Raw genomic sequence first — 16079 nt, forward strand, 5'->3', positions numbered from 1 at the left:
ATCATCGCAGTCAGCGTCGCGCGGGTGGTTCCCCCGAAGCGTTGCATTTGCTATGTCGCAACCCAGTGACCCCGTAGCTCAGCAGGATAGAGCGCAGGATTCCTAATCCTGAGGCCGCGCGTTCGAATCGCGCCGGGGTCACCAGTTGCATGAGGCCATGCCGGACTTCCCCGGCCGTAGAAGGAGGACCGACCATGAACCTCAAGGGATATCCCGCCCTCGTCCGCATCGCGCTCGCCGGAGCGCTTGCCGCCGGTCTTACCGCCTGCTCGATGGGCGGTGGCGGCGGCCAGCTGTCGCCGGGCCTGTCGGCGCCGATGAACCAGCCGGGCGCCAAGCTCAACCGCGTCGAGGCACTGTTCCTGCTCAACGATTTCCGCCGGGCCCAGGGCGCCGCCGACGTACGTGGCGACACCGTGCTCGACAACACCGCCCAGTCGCTCGCCACCGCCTATGCCAAGACCGGCGCGCAGCCGGCCCTGCCGGCGGGTGCTGTGGCGATGCGGCTCAGTGCCGGCTACACCACCTTCGCCGAGGCGTTCTCGGGCTGGCGCGCCGTGCCGGCCGATGCCGCGGCGATCGCCGACTTCACCGCCAAGCGCGCCGGCCTCGGCGTCGCCTACGAGCCGAACTCGTCGCACGGCGTCTATTGGGTGCTGGTGCTTGACGACTGAGATCGAGATCATCGACTGCCGCGGGGTGAAATGCCCGCTGCCCGTGCTGAAGATGGAAAAGCGCCTGTCGCAGCTGCCGGCAGGCGCTTCGTTCATCGTGCTCGCCACCGACCCGATGGCCAAGGTCGATATTCCGCTCTACTGCCGGCAGAACGGCCATGCCTGTGAAGTCAGCAGCGAGGCCGAGGTGATGCGCTTTGCCATCGTGAAGGCGGCTGACTGAAGCGGACGGCCCCCTCCCATCCTCCCCCATGAAGGGGGAGGTGAAGAGTCGAGGCTGTGTCGAGAGGGTGCCAAACACTGGATGGGGCACCTCCCCCTTCATGGGGGAGGATGGGAGGGGGCCGTCTCTATCAGTCTTCGACCGATGCGACCGCCGCCGGGGCCCAGGTTGGGCGCGGCCGTGGCAGCGGCACGTCGTCGACCAGAACCCCGAGGTCGGTCGCTGCGTAGGTTACGCCGTCGATCTCGTCGGTCAGGTAGCTCGGATGGCCCTTGAGGCCCATCGGGAACGCCGCCTCGCGCTCTTTGACATAGGCCTTGGCTTCCTTGCCGCAGATCTGCGAGCGCATGTTGACCGGCGGCTCGTCGATGTTGCTGAGCTGCACGACATTCTTGCCGGTGCCGTTCACTGCCCCGGAGAGGCCGCGCAGGAACAGTTCGGCCGTCATCTCGTTGCGCTCGCGCGCCGATGAGCCGCCCAGCACCACCGCCAGCATCGAGCGGCCGCCGCGTTCGACCGTCGCGACGATATTGAGGCCCGACGCACAGACATAACCGGTCTTCATGCCGGTGGTGCCGGCGAAATGCTCGAGCAACCCATTGTTCGATTCGAGCTTGGCCTTGCCCAGCTTCACCGCTTCGGTGCCGAACATCGGCAGGTATTGGGGGAAGTCGCGGCGGAGGATCAGCGCGAGGATGGCAAGATCGCGCGCCGAGGTTACCTGGCCTTCGTTGTGCAGCCCATGCGGATTGACGAAATGCGTGGCGCTGAGCCCCATCGCCGAAGCCATGCCGTTCATCTCCTCGACGAAGGCCGGCACCGAGCCCGAAACCGTCTCGGCAATGGCGACGGCCATGTCGTTGGCCGACTTCACCACGAGAATGTAGAGCGCATCCTTCATGGTGACCGAGGCGCCGACCTTGAGGCCCGATTTGCTCGGCGCCTGGTTCCAGGCGTTCTTGGACACCTTCACCTTGGTATCGAGGCTGACCGTGCCGGCCTTGATGGCGGCGAACGCCACATAGGCGGTCATCAGCTTGGTGAGCGACGCCGGATGCCACGGCACGCCCGCGTCCTCGGCATAGAGGACCTCGAAGGTGTTCGCGTCGACCAGCAGCCGTGGGTTGGCCCAGGTAGGCGTCGTGCCGAGGGTGGCGAGGATGACCAACAGGCTGGCGGCTATGCGCCGGCGAAGATGCGCGAGCAAGGCGCCTCCAGATCAGGTAGTCAGTGGGGTTGGCAGCGTTCTAGCAACGCGGCCTGCGTCGCTCAACCGCCGTCGGTTGCCGCTCAAATGATTTTGAAGCACCGCGGTTCCTTCTAGGTTAAGTCGGGCAGATTGAGGGCGCTCGACCAACGGTGGAACAGCGTCCGGCGCGGCTCCGGCATTGCCGCCTCCAGCACCTCAAGTGCGTTAATGCCGTCGATGCGGAAGCTGCGGAAATCGTGCCTGAGCGTGCACCAGGCGACCAGCGTCTGATAGCCCTCGAAATAGCCGAGCGCCACCGGATAGACCGTCCGCTCGCTCAAGGCGCCGCTCTTGTCGCGATAACCGAGCCAGACCTGCTTTTCCTCGCGCAGCGCCCGGCGCAGCCGACCCAGCGGGTTGGCCTCGTCGACCGTGCGCGGTGGAATGACGAACAGCCCCACCGAGAGCATGTCGTCGCGCCGCGCCTTGGGCAGCACTGCCTCGATCTTGCTCGCGGCATCGCGCGCCGTCGCCGCCATCTCGCCGTCGGGGCCGTAGATCAGCCCACGCAGGCCAAGCACCAGCGCCTCGATCTCCTCATCGGTGAACATCAGCGGCGGCAGGAAGTGCTCGGCGCGCAGCTGGAAGCCGACCCCGGCCTCGCCGTCGATCGCCGCCCCCATCGATTTGAGCGTCTCGATGTCGCGATAGACCGAGCGCAGCGACACGCCCATCTCCTCGGCCAGCACCGCCCCGGTCACCGGACGGCGGCGGCGGCGCAACGCCTGCATCAGGCTGAGCAACCGTTCCGAGCGCTTGGCCATCAGCCGTGCATCGCTGCTGACAAAATCGGGTGCCGGGCGCGGTTAGCCTTCTCGCATCGAAATTGAAGGAGAGACCAAATGACCACCATTCTCACCATCCTGACCGAAGGCTTCGCCGACTGGGAGACCGCCCTGCTCAACGCCGTGGCGCACAGCTTCTACAAGGTGGAAACCAAGTACGCGACCCCCGGCGGCAAGCCGGTGACCTCGTCGGGCAACATGACGGTCACTCCCGAACTGGCGCTCGAGGCGATCGACGTGGCCGATTATGACGCGATCATCGTCTGCGGCGGCACCATCTGGCAGTCGCCCGAAGCGCCCGACATGGCGCCGCTGCTGAACGCTGCCAAGCAACAGGGCAAGCTCATCGGCTTGATCTGCGACGGCACAGTGGCCGGCGCCAAAGCCGGGTTGCTCGACGGCATTCGCCACACCAGCAATGGCGACGGCTATCTCGATTTCACCGGCTATCAGGGCAAAGCGCTCTATCGCGACACCCCGGCCGCCGTGACCGACGGCCGCGTCGTCACCGCCGGCGGCACCTCGCCGGTAAGCTTCATGGCCGCCGTGATGGATGGCCTCGGGCTAGCCGACGAGAACCTCGACTTCTATGTCGGCATGCACGCGGCGCAGTTCAGCAAGGCGGCTTGAGGCGCGGGGGCCGGCGCTAGCTGACCCCCACCCCTGTCCCGCCCTTCATGCCAAATCCGTCCACCATGTCTCCGAACACCCGTCCACCATCTCCCCGGTCTATACAGGATCAAGGGTGGGGTCAGCCCTCGCCGGCCTCGCGAATCAGTCACACCGGCAGCAGCAACCGGTCCTGCCGCACCACCTCCGCCGACAACCCGGCATCGGCAGCATGCCGGGCCACCCGGATCACATACCGCCCCGGCTCCACCAGCCAGTGCTGCGCTTCGGTGCGGTAGTAAGCGAAAGCCCGGTCATCGAGCTCCAGCGTCACCCGCTGCCGCTCGCCCGGCGCCAGATGCAGCTTCTCGAAAGCCTTCAGCTCCTTGGCCGGCCGCGACACCATCGCATCCGGCGCCGACACGTAGACCTGCACCACTTCCGAGCCGGCGCGCCGGCCGGTATTCTCGACCGTGACCGAGACGCTCGCACTGCCATCCGCTTCGAAGCCCGAAGCGTCGAGTTCAAGCTCCGACACCGCAAAGCTGGTGTAGCCAAGTCCGAAGCCGAACGGGAACAGCGGGGCGATGCCATGGCGATCGTAGTGGCGATAGCCGATGAACACCCCCTCTTCGTAGCGCACCTTGCCGTCGAGGCCGGGATAGATTTCGCGATCCTGCGAGTTGGTGGGGTTATCGGCCCACTTGACCGGAAAGCTCTGCGGCAGCCGGCCGCCCGGCTCGGCCGCGCCGGTCAGCACGTCAGCGATGGCGTTGCCCGCCTCCTGCCCCGGATACCAGGCCTCGAGCACCGCGGCGACGTCACCGAGCCACGGCATTTCCACCGGCCCGCCGGTCTGCAGCACCACCACGGTGCGCGGGTTCACCGCCGCAACCGCGGCGATCAGCTCGTCCTGCCGGCCGGGCAAGACGATCGAATCGAGGTCGCTGCCCTCTGTGTCCCACTCGCCGTTGCGCCCGACGAATACCACCGCCACCTCGGCGTCACGCGCCGCTGCGACCGCTTCGGCGATCGCCGCGTCGCCAAGCGGCAGGCCGATGCCGGCGGCGAAGGCCGCGAGCCCCAGCGTCGCGAACGGCTTGGTGGCGAACTCGATCACCACTTCGTAGCTGCGGCCGGCTTCGAGATCGATCGTGCCGACGACCTCGTCGCAGCCTTCCTCAAAGAAGGTGCGGCCTTTGCGCCAGTTCGTCCACGCATCGGCCACCAGCTTGCCGTCGACCAGCACCCGCGAAAAACCGGCGCTGTAGATGCCGACGCGATGTTCGCCGCTCGCCTCCGGGGTGAACCGGCCGGTGAGCCTGGCCGAGAAATGCAGTGGATCGACCTTGCCGCCACCGACTCGCCCGATCCAGAACGCCTGCGCCTCTTCCAGCGTCTCGTTGAACACCGGCATGCCGGCGAGAGTCTCGTTGGCGAAATACTCAGCCGTGAAGCCGCCGCGCAGCAGCGGCTCGAAACGGTGGTTGGTCGCACCCGCCGCATAGCTGAGGCGTTCTTCGCCCAAGGCCGCGACCAGACCATCCCACGGCGACACCCGATAGTGCGGGTTGAGCTGCGCGCTGCCGCCGCCCATGATCTGCGCCACTTTGGCGTTCGGCCCGATCACCGCGATCTTGCCCGACCCGCTCAATGGCAGCAGTTCGCCCGCATTCTTCAGCAGCACCGCGCCTTCCGCGCCGGCGCGACGGATCAGCGCCCGGTGCTCGGCGCGATCGTCGGCCCGCTCCACCCACTCGCTGTGATCGTCCAGCGCCCCGGTCCGCTCCATCAGCCGCAGCACGTCGAGCACCCGGGTCCGCAGCGTTTCGCGGCTGACCTCGCCGGCCTCCACCGCCGCCACCAGCTTCTCGCCACGGTCGCGTGCAGGCCCCGGCATTTCGACGTCGAGCCCGGCATTGACGGTCGGCGCGGTCGAGTGCGAGCCGAACCAGTCCGACATCACCACGCCGTCATAGTGCCATTCCCTGCGCAGCACCTGGTCGAGCAGCCAGGGGTTCTCGCTGGTGAAGGTGCCGTTGAGCTTGTTGTAGGAGCTCATGATGCCCCAGGCGCCGGCGCGTTTCACCGCCCACTCGAACGGCACGAGGTAAAGCTCGCGCAGCGCCCGCTCATCGATCTCGGAGCTGATGGTGGTGCGCTCGATTTCGGATTCGTTGCCGGCAAAATGCTTGATCGTTGCCGAAACGCCCTGCCCCTGCAGCCCTTCGATATAGCCGACCGCCAAGCTGGCGGTGAGGATCGGGTCCTCCGAGTAGCACTCGAAGTTGCGCCCGTTGCTGACCGAGCGATGGAGGTTCACCGTCGGGGCGAGGCTCACATGCGCCCCCTTCGATTTCACCTCCTCGGCCAAAGCCGTGCCGACCTCGGTAAGCAGCCGGACGTTCCAGCTGGCGCCGAGCGCGATCCCCACCGGGAACGCCGCCGACTTGACCCCGCCGATCAGCGAGCCGCCGCCACGCGCCCCGTTCGGCCCGTCGGTGACGCGGAGCTTGCCGACGCCGAGCCGATCGATCGCCGGCAGCGACCAGAAATCCTCGCCCGATAACAGGCTCACCTGCTCCTCGAGCGTCATCCGGTCGACCAGTTCCTCGATCCGCCCCATCGTCATTCCTCTCTCGTTGAACGTTCTACGCTCCCCTAGAGCATTTCACCATTTCAAGGCAACGCCCACAGACGAGGAGCACCCCTAGTCACAAGGAGTAACCGTGTCTATATTTGTGACTAAGAAGCGCTCTGGGGAAAGTTGCAGACTTTTCCGGTTCGAGAGCGCGACAGGATCAAGAGTTCTTGCCCGTTGGAGGCACCATGAAACCCATTCCCGGCAGGAGCGAGACCTGCAACGCCATGGCCGACATCCTCAATCGCATCGGCGATAAGTGGAGCGTCATGATCGTCGGTTATCTCGGCAAGAAGACCATGCGCTTCAACGAGCTGCGCCACACCATCGGCGGCATCTCGCAGCGCATGCTGACCCTGACGCTGCGTAACCTCGAGCGCGACGGCCTCGTCACCCGTACGGTGTACCCGGAGATCCCGCCGCGGGTTGAGTACCAGCTGACGCCACTCGGCCAGAGCCTGCAGGAGCCGATCAGCGCCCTCTGGGCCTGGGCGGAAGAGCACCAGGGCGAGGTGCAGAGCGCCCGGCTCGAATATGACGGGCTGCACGAAGACACGGCCGATCAGCATCCGCCGGAGCGGCGCTACGCCGGCGCCGCCAGGTGACGAGCCGGGTCGCAACCCGATCCAGCCTTGCTGACGATCTGAGCGCCATCGGCCTCGCCGATGGCGATGCCGTGCTGGTGCATGCGGCGCTGCGCCAGGTCGGCAAGATCGTCGGCGGCCCAGACGCCATCATCGATGCGCTGCGCGACGTGATCGGTCCGGCCGGCACCATCCTCGGCTATTGCGACTGGCAGCTCGAAGACGAGCTGCGCGACGACCCCTCGATGCGTCCCCACATCGCCGCCTTCGACCCCGAGCGCTCGCGCTCCACCCGCGACAATGGCTTTTGGCCCGAGGCGCTGCGTACCACGCCCGGCGCGCGGCGCAGCGGCAGCCCCGGCGCCTCGATGGCGGCGCTTGGCGGCGAGGCCGAATGGTTCACCGCCGACCACGCGCTCGACTATGGCTATGGCCCGCAATCGCCGCTCGGCAAACTGGTCGAAGCCGAGGGCAAGGTGCTGATGCTGGGCGCCCCGCTCGACACCATGACGCTGCTGCATCATGCCGAGCACCTCGCCGATTTTCCCAACAAGCGCATCCTGCGCTATGAGGCCCCGATCCTCGTTGATGGTGAAACCGTCTGGCGCTGGTTCGAAGAATTCGACACCTCGGAGCCGCCGGACGGGTTGCCCGATGACTATTTCGCCACCATCGTCGAAGCATTCCTCGCCACTGGCCGCGGCAAGCGGGGCACGGTCGGCGAGGCGAGCTCGGTGCTCGTCCCCGCCGCCGCGATGGTGGCGTTCGGCGTCGACTGGCTCGAGCTCTGGGGCAAGACGCTCTGAGCCTTGTCTGCTGACCTGCGGTTCTTCACCTCCGCACCGCCGTCATTCCCGCGAAGGCGGGAACCTGGTGCGATGCTGCCACGCCCAGCGTTGTGGAGACATCGCACTGGATCCCCGCCTACGCGGGGATGACATCTGTGGTTGGGCTCGGCTAGCGCTTCGCCACCCAGGCGCCGCTATCGCCATAGCGCTTGCCCGAGAACTTCTCCGCCGCCAGCAATTCGCCGAGCGTTTTCAGCTCCTCCGCCGAGAGCGCAATGTCCGCTGCGGCGACATTCTGTTCGAGATGCGTGATCCGCCGTGCGCCGGGAATCGGCACGATGAAATCGCCCTGGTGAATCACCCAGGCGAGCGCCAGCTGTGCCGCCGTCACGCCCTTTGCCGCCGCCATTTCCTCGAGCAGTTGCACCAGCCGGGCATTGGCCGCCATGTTCTCCTCGCTGAAGCGCGGCAGGCTGCGCCGGAAGTCGGTGGCGCCGAGATCTTCCGGCTTCTGGATTGTGCCGGTGAGGAAGCCGCGGCCGAGCGGGCTGAACGGCACGAAACCGATCCCGAGCTCACGGCAGGTGTCGAGGATGTCGCCCTCGGGGTCGCGGGTCCACAGCGAGTATTCGCTCTGCAGCGCCGCGATCGGATGCACGGCATGGGCCCGGCGGAGGGTATCGGCGCTGGTTTCGGAGAGCCCGAGCGCCCGGACTTTGCCCTCCCGCACCAACTCGGACATGGCGCCCACCGTGTCCTCGATTGGCACCTGAGGGTCGACGCGGTGCAGGTAGAACAGGTCGATCGCTTCGACGCCCAGCCGCTTGAGCGACGCCTCGGCCACTTCCCGGGCATGCTCGGGCCGCCCGTCGACGCCTGCCATGGCGCTGATGTCCGACTTGCTGGGGTCGATCTTGAACCCGAACTTGGTGGCGATCACCACCTTGTCGCCAAACGGCTTCAGCGCCTTGCCGACGAGAATCTCGTTGGCGAACGGCCCATAGACCTCGGCGGTGTCGAAGAACGTGACACCCAGTTCCACCGCGCGATGCAGCGTGCGGACGGCATCGGCTTCGTCCTGGCCGCCATAGGCGTGGCTCATCGCCATGCAGCCCAGTCCGACGGTCGAAACGGTCAGCGGACCGAGGGTTCGCGTCGCCAAGCGGCTACCGGCGGGCGGCTGCCCGCCTGACGGTTGCCGGTCGTTTGCGGCGTTCTGGGAGTGCGTCATACTCGTTCATCCTCTTCGATATGCCGGCATAGCCGGCGATCTTGGCGTCGAGGACAAGGAGGCTCTCGGAGAGTTCGGCCAGTTGGACCCGCACCTTCTCGCGATGCCGCTCCAGGAGTTCGCGACGCGCCGCCTCGGTTGCCGGCCCCTGGTCACGCAGCGCTGCATAATGCAGCATCTCCCGGATCGGCATCCCGGTCGCCTTGAGGCGGCCGAGAAACTCGATCCAGCGGAGGATCGACGCGTCGTAATCGCGCTGGCCCGATTGGTCCCGGTCGGCATAGGGCAACAGCCCGATCCGCTCGTAATAGCGGATCGTATGGGCGGTAAGTCCCGAACGCTCGACCAACTGACCGATCTTCATCTCTACCTTCCTTGCCACGACGAGAGACGAGGCTAGGAGTTCGAGCGCACTCTAAGTCAAGCGGTGATTTTCCAGCAGGCCAGCGCGCTGGCGTTCTAGGCGTTGAAACCGCTGTCGACGAGGATCGAGGTGCCGGTGATGCTCCGCCCGCCGGGGCCGGCGAGGTGCACCACCGCCGCCGCGATATCCTCGGCGGCGCCGAACCGGCCGAGCGCATTGAGCCCCATCTGCGAAGGTGCCATCGGCCCGTCCGCCGGGTTCATGTCGGTATCGGTCGAACCGGGATCGACAGTGTTGATGGTGATCCCCAGCGGCCCCAGTTCGCGCGCCAGCGCCCGAGTCATGCCGCCCAATGCCGATTTGCTGGTGACATAGAGGCTGAGCCCCGGCCCTGCGACGCGGGTTGCCATATTGGTGCCGATCGAAATGATCCGCCCACCCTCGGTCATGTGCTTCACTGCCGCCTGCGTGGCGAAGAACGGCGCCCGGGCATGGATCGAGAACAGCCGATCGAAGTTCTCGACGGTCACCTCGCCGAACGGCCCACCGGTGCCGACACCGGCATTGTTGACGAGGATATCGATGCGCCCCAGTTCTCGGGCGGTGCGGTCGACGGCGGCCATCACCGCATCGGGGTCGGCCGAATCCACCTGCATGGCGATGGCCCGCCGGCCGAGCGCCGTGACTTCAGCCGCGATCTCGCCGGCCTTCTCGCCATTGCGCTCGAAGGTAAAGGCAACGTCGGCACCAGCTTTGGCCAGCGCCAGCACGGTGGCCGCGCCGATGCCGCGGCTGCCGCCAGTGACAAGGGCCACGCGGCCGGAAAGTTCGAGGTCAGTCATATCGGATCTCCATTTTCTACCGATCGGTACACAATTGGCTATGACGGTTGCGATCCAGCGTCAAGGATTTTATACTGATCGGTAGACAATCACCCGGAAACCCGATTTTGGCAGGCCGTCCCCGAGAGTTCGATCGCGATCTGGCCCTGGACCGGGCGATGCGCCTGTTCTGGGAGCGCGGCTATGAGGGCACCTCGGTCAGCGACCTGACCGACGCGCTCGGCGTCGGCAAACCGAGCCTTTACGCCGCCTTCGGCTCGAAGGAGCAGCTGTTCTACGAGGCGCTCGACCTTTACGTGCGCACCTACGGGCCAACCCTGGGGGACGTACCCACGGCGCGCGGCGCCATCGAGTCCTTGCTGCGATCCAATGCCGAGACCTACACCGACCCGAACATTCCCTCAGGCTGCATGATCGTGCTGGCCGCTGCCGTCGGGCCGCCGCAGAACGCCGAAGTCCGGGCGCATCTGGCAATGCTGCGCAACGCCTCGACCGGCTCGTTCGCGGCGCGGATCAGGAAGGGGATGGTGGACGGCGATGTGCCCCGGGGCGCCGACGCCGAGGCCATGGCGCAGTTCTACACCACGGTGCTGAACGGGCTCGCCCTGCAGGCGAGAGACGGCGCCGGCGGCGCCGCCCTGGAGCGTGTCATCGACGGCGCCATGGCCGCCTGGGATGTTCTGGCCGGAGCGACCAGGACCGTGGCGCCCTAGCGGGCATCGACCTTTGCCCCACCCACTGTGTGGGGTAATTTGAGTGCCCTCAACTTGGTCTGCCCCTCCCAGGAAACCAGACGCCCTAGACCAGCGCGGTGATTTCCTTCTTCCGCCACCAGCCGAGATAGTAGGTGGCCTGGAAGGTGAGCAGCGCCGTAAAGCTGAGGCAGTAGCCCCACCACACGCCTTCGAGCCCGAAGAAGTGGCTGAGCGTCAGCGCCGCCGGCACTTCGACCAGGATGATCGCAGCCAGCGACAGCGCCATCGGGATCCACACGTCGCCCGAAGCGCGCATCACCGCCGAGAACACCGAGCCCCAGCCGAACACCAGGCAGCTCCACAACACGATGTGCAGCAGCCGCTCGGCGACCTGCACCACCGCTTCGTCGGTGATGAACAGCCGCACCAGGTGCTGCGAGAACAGGTAGGCGATCAGCACCAGCGCGCCGGTGACGATGAGGTTCATCAACAGCGCCGTGCGCGTCACCTTCTCCACCTCGTCGAAGCGCCGCGCCCCGATCGCCTGAGCGGCGAAGATCGAGGCGGCGATGCCGATCGACATGGCGGGGAACTGCACATAGCTCAGCACCTGGTTGACCGCGCCATAGGCCGCCGTGGCGTCCGAGCCGAAGCGGTTGACGATGCCGACGATGACGATGGCCGAGATCGACGACACGACCATGGCGACGCCGGCCGGGATGCCGAGCTTGAGGATCAAGCCGAGCAGCTGGAAATCGACCTTCAGATGCCGGATCAGCTCGGCATCGGGCGCCATCGGGCTCTTCTTGTAGTTGAGGTAGAAGAACAGGAAGATCAGCACCACGACGAAGCCGGCGATGAACGCCACCGCCGCGGCCAGCACGCCGATCTGCGGCAGGCCGAACCAGCCCTGGATCAGCGCCGGCGTCACGAACAGACCCACCCCGATCGAAAACACCAGCGTCAGCAACGGCGTCACCGTGTCTCCGACGCCGCGCAGCGTCGAGGTGATGATCAGGAACAGGAAGAACCCGGGCATGCCGATCAAGACGATCCGGCCATAGGCCGTCGCTTCGGCGACGATGTCGGCGGGGGCCCCGAGCAGCTCCATCAGGTTCTGCGCGAACAAGCCGCCAAACACCGCAACGACCAGCCCCATCAAAAAGCCCACGGTCAGCGTCGTGCCGGTGACCTGCTTGATCTTCAAGAGGTTCTTGGCGCCCCACGCCTGCCCGATCAGGATCGCCGCGCCCGAGGCGAGGCCGATCACGAACGAGATGAGGAAGATCATGATCGGGAAGAACACCGAGACGGCGGCCAATGCCTCCACCCCGATCATTTGCCCGATATAGATGTTGTTGATGGTGCCCGACAGCGACTGCAGGATGTTGCTGAGCATCAGCGGCACGAGGAAGACGAGGAACCGCTGCCAGAGCGGCCTAGAGAGATTGTTCATCGAGGGAACTCCGAAACCCGTAAATTATGCGACGGCGTTGGGCCCCAAATGACCAGCGGCCGGTCGAGCCGACGGGGTCGCGAGGCGGGCCACTTCACATCTCAGCTGAAGATGCAGGCGGGTCGGAGCACGATGGGGTATGAACGCACGGCCGGTTCTCTAGACCCGCCCCGTCCGCCGGTCAACGTCCGGGCGCGCTTACCTGCCATATCGGTCTCTCCCGATCAGCGGGCGAATAGCTGCGATCAGCAACTCTCATCACCCAGGCCCGCCACCTCGTGTAGTCTCCCGCCCATGACCAGACCCATCGCCATCGTCACCGGAGCCGGCCAGGGCATTGGCGCCGCCATCGCCCGCGAGCTCGCCGCCCGCGATTACCAGCTGGTGCTGTTCGCCCGCACGGAACAGGTGGAGGCGATTGCCGCCGATCTCTCGGCCACCTCGGTGCGCGGCTCGCTCACCGAGCCCGCCGACCTGCAGCGCCTCGTCGACACCACCATCACGACGCATGGCCGCATCGACGCCGTGGTCAACAATGCCGGCCATGTCCCCACCGGCGATATCGGCGGCATGGCCGACGACGACTGGCAGCACGGCTTCGACATGATCGTATTGAACCCGGTCCGCCTGATGCGGCTGGTGACGCCGCACTTCCTTGCGGCCGGCAAGGGTGCTGCCGTGAACATCTCGAGCTTTGCCGGCAAGTCGCCCGACCTCGCAATGCCGATGTCATCGGCGTTGCGCCCGGCATTGCAGGCCTGGACCAAGCTCTATGCCGACCGCTATGGCGCCGAAGGCATCCGCATGAACGCCGTGCTGCCGGGCTTTCTCGACAATTACGACACCGTCGAAACCCGCCGCCAGAAGATCCCCGTCGGCCGCTACGGCGAGCTGCAGGAACTGGCGAAGGTGGTGGCCTTCCTCCTCTCCGACGACGCCTCCTATGTCACCGGCCAGAGCCTCCTCGTCGATGGCGGCATGACCCGTGCGATCTGACCTGCAATCGGGCTCTCGATCATTGCGGTGAATGGGGTCGATCACCAGATGTCATCGCGCCACCGCACCAACCTGATGTAGCGTCCCCACCCATGCATGCCCCTGCCCCCCATAGCGGACCCGCGCAGTTCTGGCTCGGCGTCCGGATGTTCCTGCCCGTCGCCGTCTCCATCGCCGCCTATGGCGTGGTCTGGGGCGTGCTCGCCGGCCAGGCGGGGCTGAGCGTGATCGAAGTGGCGCTGATGAGCGGCCTGGTGTTTGCCGGCGCCAGCCAGTTCGTGGCGCTCGACATGTGGACGCCGGGAGACCTGCCGGTGCTGTCGATCGTCATCGCCGCCGGCATTGTCAACCTGCGCATGCTGCTGATGTCGGCGACGCTTCGACCGCTGGTCGGCCACCTGTCGCTGCCCAGGCAGCTGGGCGCCATGTTCTTCGTCTCCGACGAGCAATGGGCGATGACCATGGCCGAGGTCAGAAAGGGCACAGGCAGCGTCGCCTTCCTGCTCGGCACCGGGGTCCTCAGCTGGCTCGCCTGGATGGGCTCGACGCTTTGCGGCCGGGTGCTCGGCGCCTTCATCGACGATCCTACCAGGTATGGGCTCGATTTCGCTTTCACCGCCACCTTCCTCGCCCTGCTGCTCGGCATGTGGCGCGGCCGCGGCGACCTGGTGCCGTGGATCGTCGGCGCGCTCGCCGCCATCCTCACCTCGAAGCTGATCGAAGGGAACTGGTACATCATCGTCGGCGGTCTCGTCGGCAGCTTTGCCGGCGCACTGGCCGAAACCATCAGGGAGCGCCGCCATGTCGCTTGAGGCGCTGATCGCCATCCTCGGCATGGCCGCGGTGACCTTTGCCATCCGTGCCGGCGGCCTGCTGCTCGCCAACCGGCTGCCCACCACCGGCTTCGTTGCCAGTTGGATGAAGCACGTCCCGGGCGCCGTGCTGGCGGCGCTGGTCGCCCCGGCTATACTCGCCGGCGGTGCTGCCGAAGCCGTCGCCGCTACCGTCACCGCACTGATCTATATCGTCAGCCGGAACCTGTTTGCCGCCATGCTCGGCGGCGTGCTGGCGGTCTACCTCGCCCGCCTGGCGCTGGGCGCGTAGGGGCGCATCAGGGAACACGGCCGGCTCCTTGCTCGTTGTAGTTCCAGCAAGGAGGGTCATATGCAGACCATCATCGGACAGTTCGACAGCTACGAGCATGCCGCCGCCGCCGTGCATGCGCTGCACGAGGCCGGCATCGCCCATACCGACATCAGCTTCGTCGCCAACACCCCGCCCGACTTTGAACCCGACGAGGTGGGCGAAGGCGCCACCACCGGCGCCGAAGTCGGCGCCGGTCTGGGCGCCGCCGGGGGCCTCTTGGCCGGTCTCGGCATCATTTCCATCCCGGGCCTCGGTCCGGTGGTCGCCGCCGGCTGGCTGTTCGCTACCGCCATCGGCGCCTTCGCCGGGGCCGGCGTGGGCGCTGCAACCGGCGGCCTGATCGGCGCCTTCACCAGCGCCGGCGTTCCCGAAACCGAGGCCAAGGTGCTCGCCGAACGGCTCGAACGAGGCGGCGCCATCGTCAGCGCCCGCGTCGATGAAGCCCATGCCGGCCCCGCCGCGGCGATCCTGAGGCACGCCGAGGGCATCGAAGCGGTGCCGCACGGCGAAGAGATCGAAACCGCAGCCCAAGAGATCCCCGACGAAGACCTGCCGCCGCCGCGCCGCGACACCGACTACCCCTTCGTTCCGCCGATCGTCTAGCGGCGGCGGGGTTGCGCCACTACCGGCGCGATGCTACGGGCTTTCCCCGCGCCCCTGTGGTGGAATTGGTAGACGCAGCGGACTCAAAATCCGCCGCCGCGAGGCATGTCGGTTCGAGTCCGACCGGGGGCACCAATCATCCTGACTGATCGAGCTGAAGCACCGCCACAACGCGAGGCGTCGCTTGGCGCGCCGTTGAGGGGTTGTGTTGCAGAGCGAGGTCGCCCACCTTGACGACACGTCAGCATTGCGTCGCGAGGGAAACATGGCAGGAACGATCAGGCTCGGCACGGCCGGCTGGGTGTTCGAGGCCTGGCGCAAGAGCTACTACCCCGACGGGCTGAAGCAGAAGGACGAGCTCGCCTATTCGAGCGCCCGGCTCGGCAATATCGAGATCAACGCAACCTTCTATTCGCACCAGAAGGCCGCGAGCTTCGAGAACTGGGCCGGCCAGACCCCGGACGATTTCGTCTTCACTGTGAAGGGCCACCAGTTGGTGACCCACATCAAGCGGCTGAAGGACGTCGAGATCCCGCTCGCCAACTTCTTTGCCTCCGGCGTGATGGCGCTGGGCAACAAGCTCGGGCCGTTCTGCTGGCAACTGCCCGGGAACAGCAAGTACGACCCTGAACGGATGGAGGCGTTCCTCGCGTTGCTGCCGCAGACGCCGGAAGCGCTGGTCGCTCTGGCCGAAAAGACCGACTACGGCAAGAATCCGCCTCATCTCGACGCCGCCGGCATCACTCGCGTCCGCCATGCCATCGAAGTGCGGCACGAGAGTTTCGCCGATCCACGCTTCATCGCGCAGTTGCGGGCCCACAACGTCGCCCTCGTCGTCGCCGATACCGCAGAGTGGTCCTACATCGACCAGACCGCCGATTTCTCCTATGCCCGACTGCAAGGCGCCCCGGGCAAGCAGAGCTATTCGGTTGCCGAGCGCGATGTCCGCGCCGGCTGGCTGAAGGCCTGGGCCGAAGGCAGGCCGGTTGCCGATACGCCCTATGTCACGGCTGCCGAAGCGAGCCCACCGCCGCGCGATGTGTTCGCCTTCTTCGTCTCCACCGACAAGGAACATGCGCCCGACAATGCGCGCGCCGTCATGGCACAGCTCGGCCTCAGCGGACCGGGCGGCGAGTGACGATCTCGTGAGCGGGCTTAAGTTGACTCGGAGCCCGCGCCCGAGAATATGGCGC

General features: G+C 66.5%; 18 protein-coding genes and 2 tRNA genes. 13 read left to right on the top strand and 7 right to left on the bottom strand.

Annotated features, from left to right (window positions below):
* Positions 1-67 precede the first annotated feature (67 nt).
* The 3 genes from AC1ROK_RS20035 to AC1ROK_RS20045 all read left to right on the top strand — a co-directional run bounded on the left by AC1ROK_RS20035 (position 68) and on the right by AC1ROK_RS20045 (position 897).
* A tRNA-Arg gene (locus tag AC1ROK_RS20035) sits at positions 68-144 on the top strand.
* Between the two features lie 50 nt (positions 145-194).
* Positions 195-674: a spore germination YkwD domain-containing protein gene (locus AC1ROK_RS20040; protein ID WP_492850170.1), complete on the top strand. Its 480-nt coding sequence runs from the start codon at positions 195-197 to the stop codon at positions 672-674.
* Entirely contained in the window at positions 664-897 is a 234-nt protein-coding gene (locus AC1ROK_RS20045; RefSeq protein ID WP_492850172.1) for a sulfurtransferase TusA family protein, read from the top strand. The genes AC1ROK_RS20040 and AC1ROK_RS20045 overlap by 11 nt, the downstream gene beginning before the upstream one ends.
* Positions 898-1027: 130 nt before the next feature.
* Here the strand turns inward: AC1ROK_RS20045 and AC1ROK_RS20050 are convergent, their stop codons facing one another.
* Together AC1ROK_RS20050 and AC1ROK_RS20055 are read right to left on the bottom strand one after the other, a co-directional pair.
* On the bottom strand, positions 1028-2104 hold the full coding sequence (locus AC1ROK_RS20050; RefSeq protein ID WP_492850174.1) for a D-alanyl-D-alanine carboxypeptidase family protein: 1077 nt from the start codon (positions 2102-2104) through the stop codon (positions 1028-1030).
* A gap of 113 nt (positions 2105-2217) precedes the next feature.
* Positions 2218-2910, bottom strand: coding sequence for a helix-turn-helix transcriptional regulator (locus tag AC1ROK_RS20055; protein WP_492850176.1), 693 nt, complete (start codon positions 2908-2910; stop codon positions 2218-2220).
* A 78-nt stretch (positions 2911-2988) separates the two neighbouring features.
* Here AC1ROK_RS20055 and AC1ROK_RS20060 point away from each other — a divergent pair, with 78 nt between their 5' ends.
* Positions 2989-3561 (top strand): DJ-1/PfpI family protein, encoded by a 573-nt coding sequence (locus AC1ROK_RS20060; protein ID WP_492850178.1) that lies wholly within the window; start codon positions 2989-2991, stop codon positions 3559-3561.
* 148 nt (positions 3562-3709) lie between these two features.
* On the opposite strand, the gene AC1ROK_RS20065 is transcribed toward AC1ROK_RS20060, so the two are convergent.
* The gene (locus AC1ROK_RS20065; protein ID WP_492850672.1) at positions 3710-6166 is read right to left on the bottom strand and encodes a beta-glucosidase; all 2457 of its coding nucleotides are present in this window, start codon (positions 6164-6166) and stop codon (positions 3710-3712) included.
* A 203-nt stretch (positions 6167-6369) separates the two neighbouring features.
* On the opposite strand from AC1ROK_RS20065, the gene AC1ROK_RS20070 reads away from it, so the two are divergent.
* Both AC1ROK_RS20070 and aac(3) read left to right on the top strand, forming a co-directional pair.
* A complete protein-coding gene (locus tag AC1ROK_RS20070; protein ID WP_492850180.1) occupies positions 6370-6786 on the top strand; it encodes a winged helix-turn-helix transcriptional regulator in 417 nt (138 codons plus the stop codon).
* Positions 6783-7571 carry an aminoglycoside 3-N-acetyltransferase gene (gene aac(3) / locus AC1ROK_RS20075; RefSeq protein WP_492850182.1) on the top strand — a complete coding sequence of 263 codons (789 nt, stop codon included), beginning with the start codon at positions 6783-6785 and terminating at the stop codon, positions 7569-7571. The genes AC1ROK_RS20070 and aac(3) overlap by 4 nt, the downstream gene beginning before the upstream one ends.
* Before the next feature lie 151 nt (positions 7572-7722).
* Here the strand turns inward: aac(3) and AC1ROK_RS20080 are convergent, their stop codons facing one another.
* From AC1ROK_RS20080 to AC1ROK_RS20090, 3 genes are all read right to left on the bottom strand, one after another.
* On the bottom strand, positions 7723-8715 hold the full coding sequence (locus AC1ROK_RS20080; RefSeq protein WP_492850184.1) for an aldo/keto reductase: 993 nt from the start codon (positions 8713-8715) through the stop codon (positions 7723-7725).
* A gap of 4 nt (positions 8716-8719) precedes the next feature.
* Positions 8720-9148 carry a MerR family transcriptional regulator gene (locus tag AC1ROK_RS20085; protein WP_492850186.1) on the bottom strand — a complete coding sequence of 143 codons (429 nt, stop codon included), beginning with the start codon at positions 9146-9148 and terminating at the stop codon, positions 8720-8722.
* Positions 9149-9243: 95 nt separating this feature from the next.
* Entirely contained in the window at positions 9244-9990 is a 747-nt protein-coding gene (locus AC1ROK_RS20090; RefSeq protein WP_492850188.1) for an SDR family NAD(P)-dependent oxidoreductase, read from the bottom strand.
* Positions 9991-10097: 107 nt separating this feature from the next.
* Here AC1ROK_RS20090 and AC1ROK_RS20095 point away from each other — a divergent pair, with 107 nt between their 5' ends.
* Complete coding sequence (locus tag AC1ROK_RS20095; RefSeq protein ID WP_492850190.1) at positions 10098-10703, top strand: TetR/AcrR family transcriptional regulator; 606 nt, start codon at positions 10098-10100, stop codon at positions 10701-10703.
* Between the two features lie 85 nt (positions 10704-10788).
* On the opposite strand, the gene AC1ROK_RS20100 is transcribed toward AC1ROK_RS20095, so the two are convergent.
* Positions 10789-12141: an MATE family efflux transporter gene (locus tag AC1ROK_RS20100; RefSeq protein ID WP_492850192.1), complete on the bottom strand. Its 1353-nt coding sequence runs from the start codon at positions 12139-12141 to the stop codon at positions 10789-10791.
* A 294-nt stretch (positions 12142-12435) separates the two neighbouring features.
* Here AC1ROK_RS20100 and AC1ROK_RS20105 point away from each other — a divergent pair, with 294 nt between their 5' ends.
* The 6 genes from AC1ROK_RS20105 (at position 12436) to AC1ROK_RS20130 (ending at position 16024) form a co-directional block, all read left to right on the top strand.
* The gene (locus tag AC1ROK_RS20105) at positions 12436-13137 is read left to right on the top strand and encodes an SDR family oxidoreductase (RefSeq protein ID WP_492850194.1); all 702 of its coding nucleotides are present in this window, start codon (positions 12436-12438) and stop codon (positions 13135-13137) included.
* Between the two features lie 146 nt (positions 13138-13283).
* Positions 13284-13949, top strand: a complete 666-nt coding sequence (locus tag AC1ROK_RS20110) for an AzlC family ABC transporter permease (RefSeq protein WP_492850196.1) — start codon at positions 13284-13286, stop codon at positions 13947-13949.
* The gene (locus AC1ROK_RS20115; protein ID WP_492850198.1) at positions 13939-14241 is read left to right on the top strand and encodes an AzlD domain-containing protein; all 303 of its coding nucleotides are present in this window, start codon (positions 13939-13941) and stop codon (positions 14239-14241) included. The genes AC1ROK_RS20110 and AC1ROK_RS20115 overlap by 11 nt, the downstream gene beginning before the upstream one ends.
* 60 nt (positions 14242-14301) lie before the next feature.
* Entirely contained in the window at positions 14302-14886 is a 585-nt protein-coding gene (locus AC1ROK_RS20120) for a hypothetical protein (RefSeq protein ID WP_492850200.1), read from the top strand.
* A gap of 50 nt (positions 14887-14936) precedes the next feature.
* A tRNA-Leu gene (locus tag AC1ROK_RS20125) sits at positions 14937-15021 on the top strand.
* Between the two features lie 130 nt (positions 15022-15151).
* Positions 15152-16024 (top strand): DUF72 domain-containing protein, encoded by an 873-nt coding sequence (locus AC1ROK_RS20130; RefSeq protein ID WP_492850202.1) that lies wholly within the window; start codon positions 15152-15154, stop codon positions 16022-16024.
* Positions 16025-16079 lie beyond the last annotated feature (55 nt).

It is taken from the genome of Devosia sp. GW821-FHT12F11, from assembly GCF_058806655.1.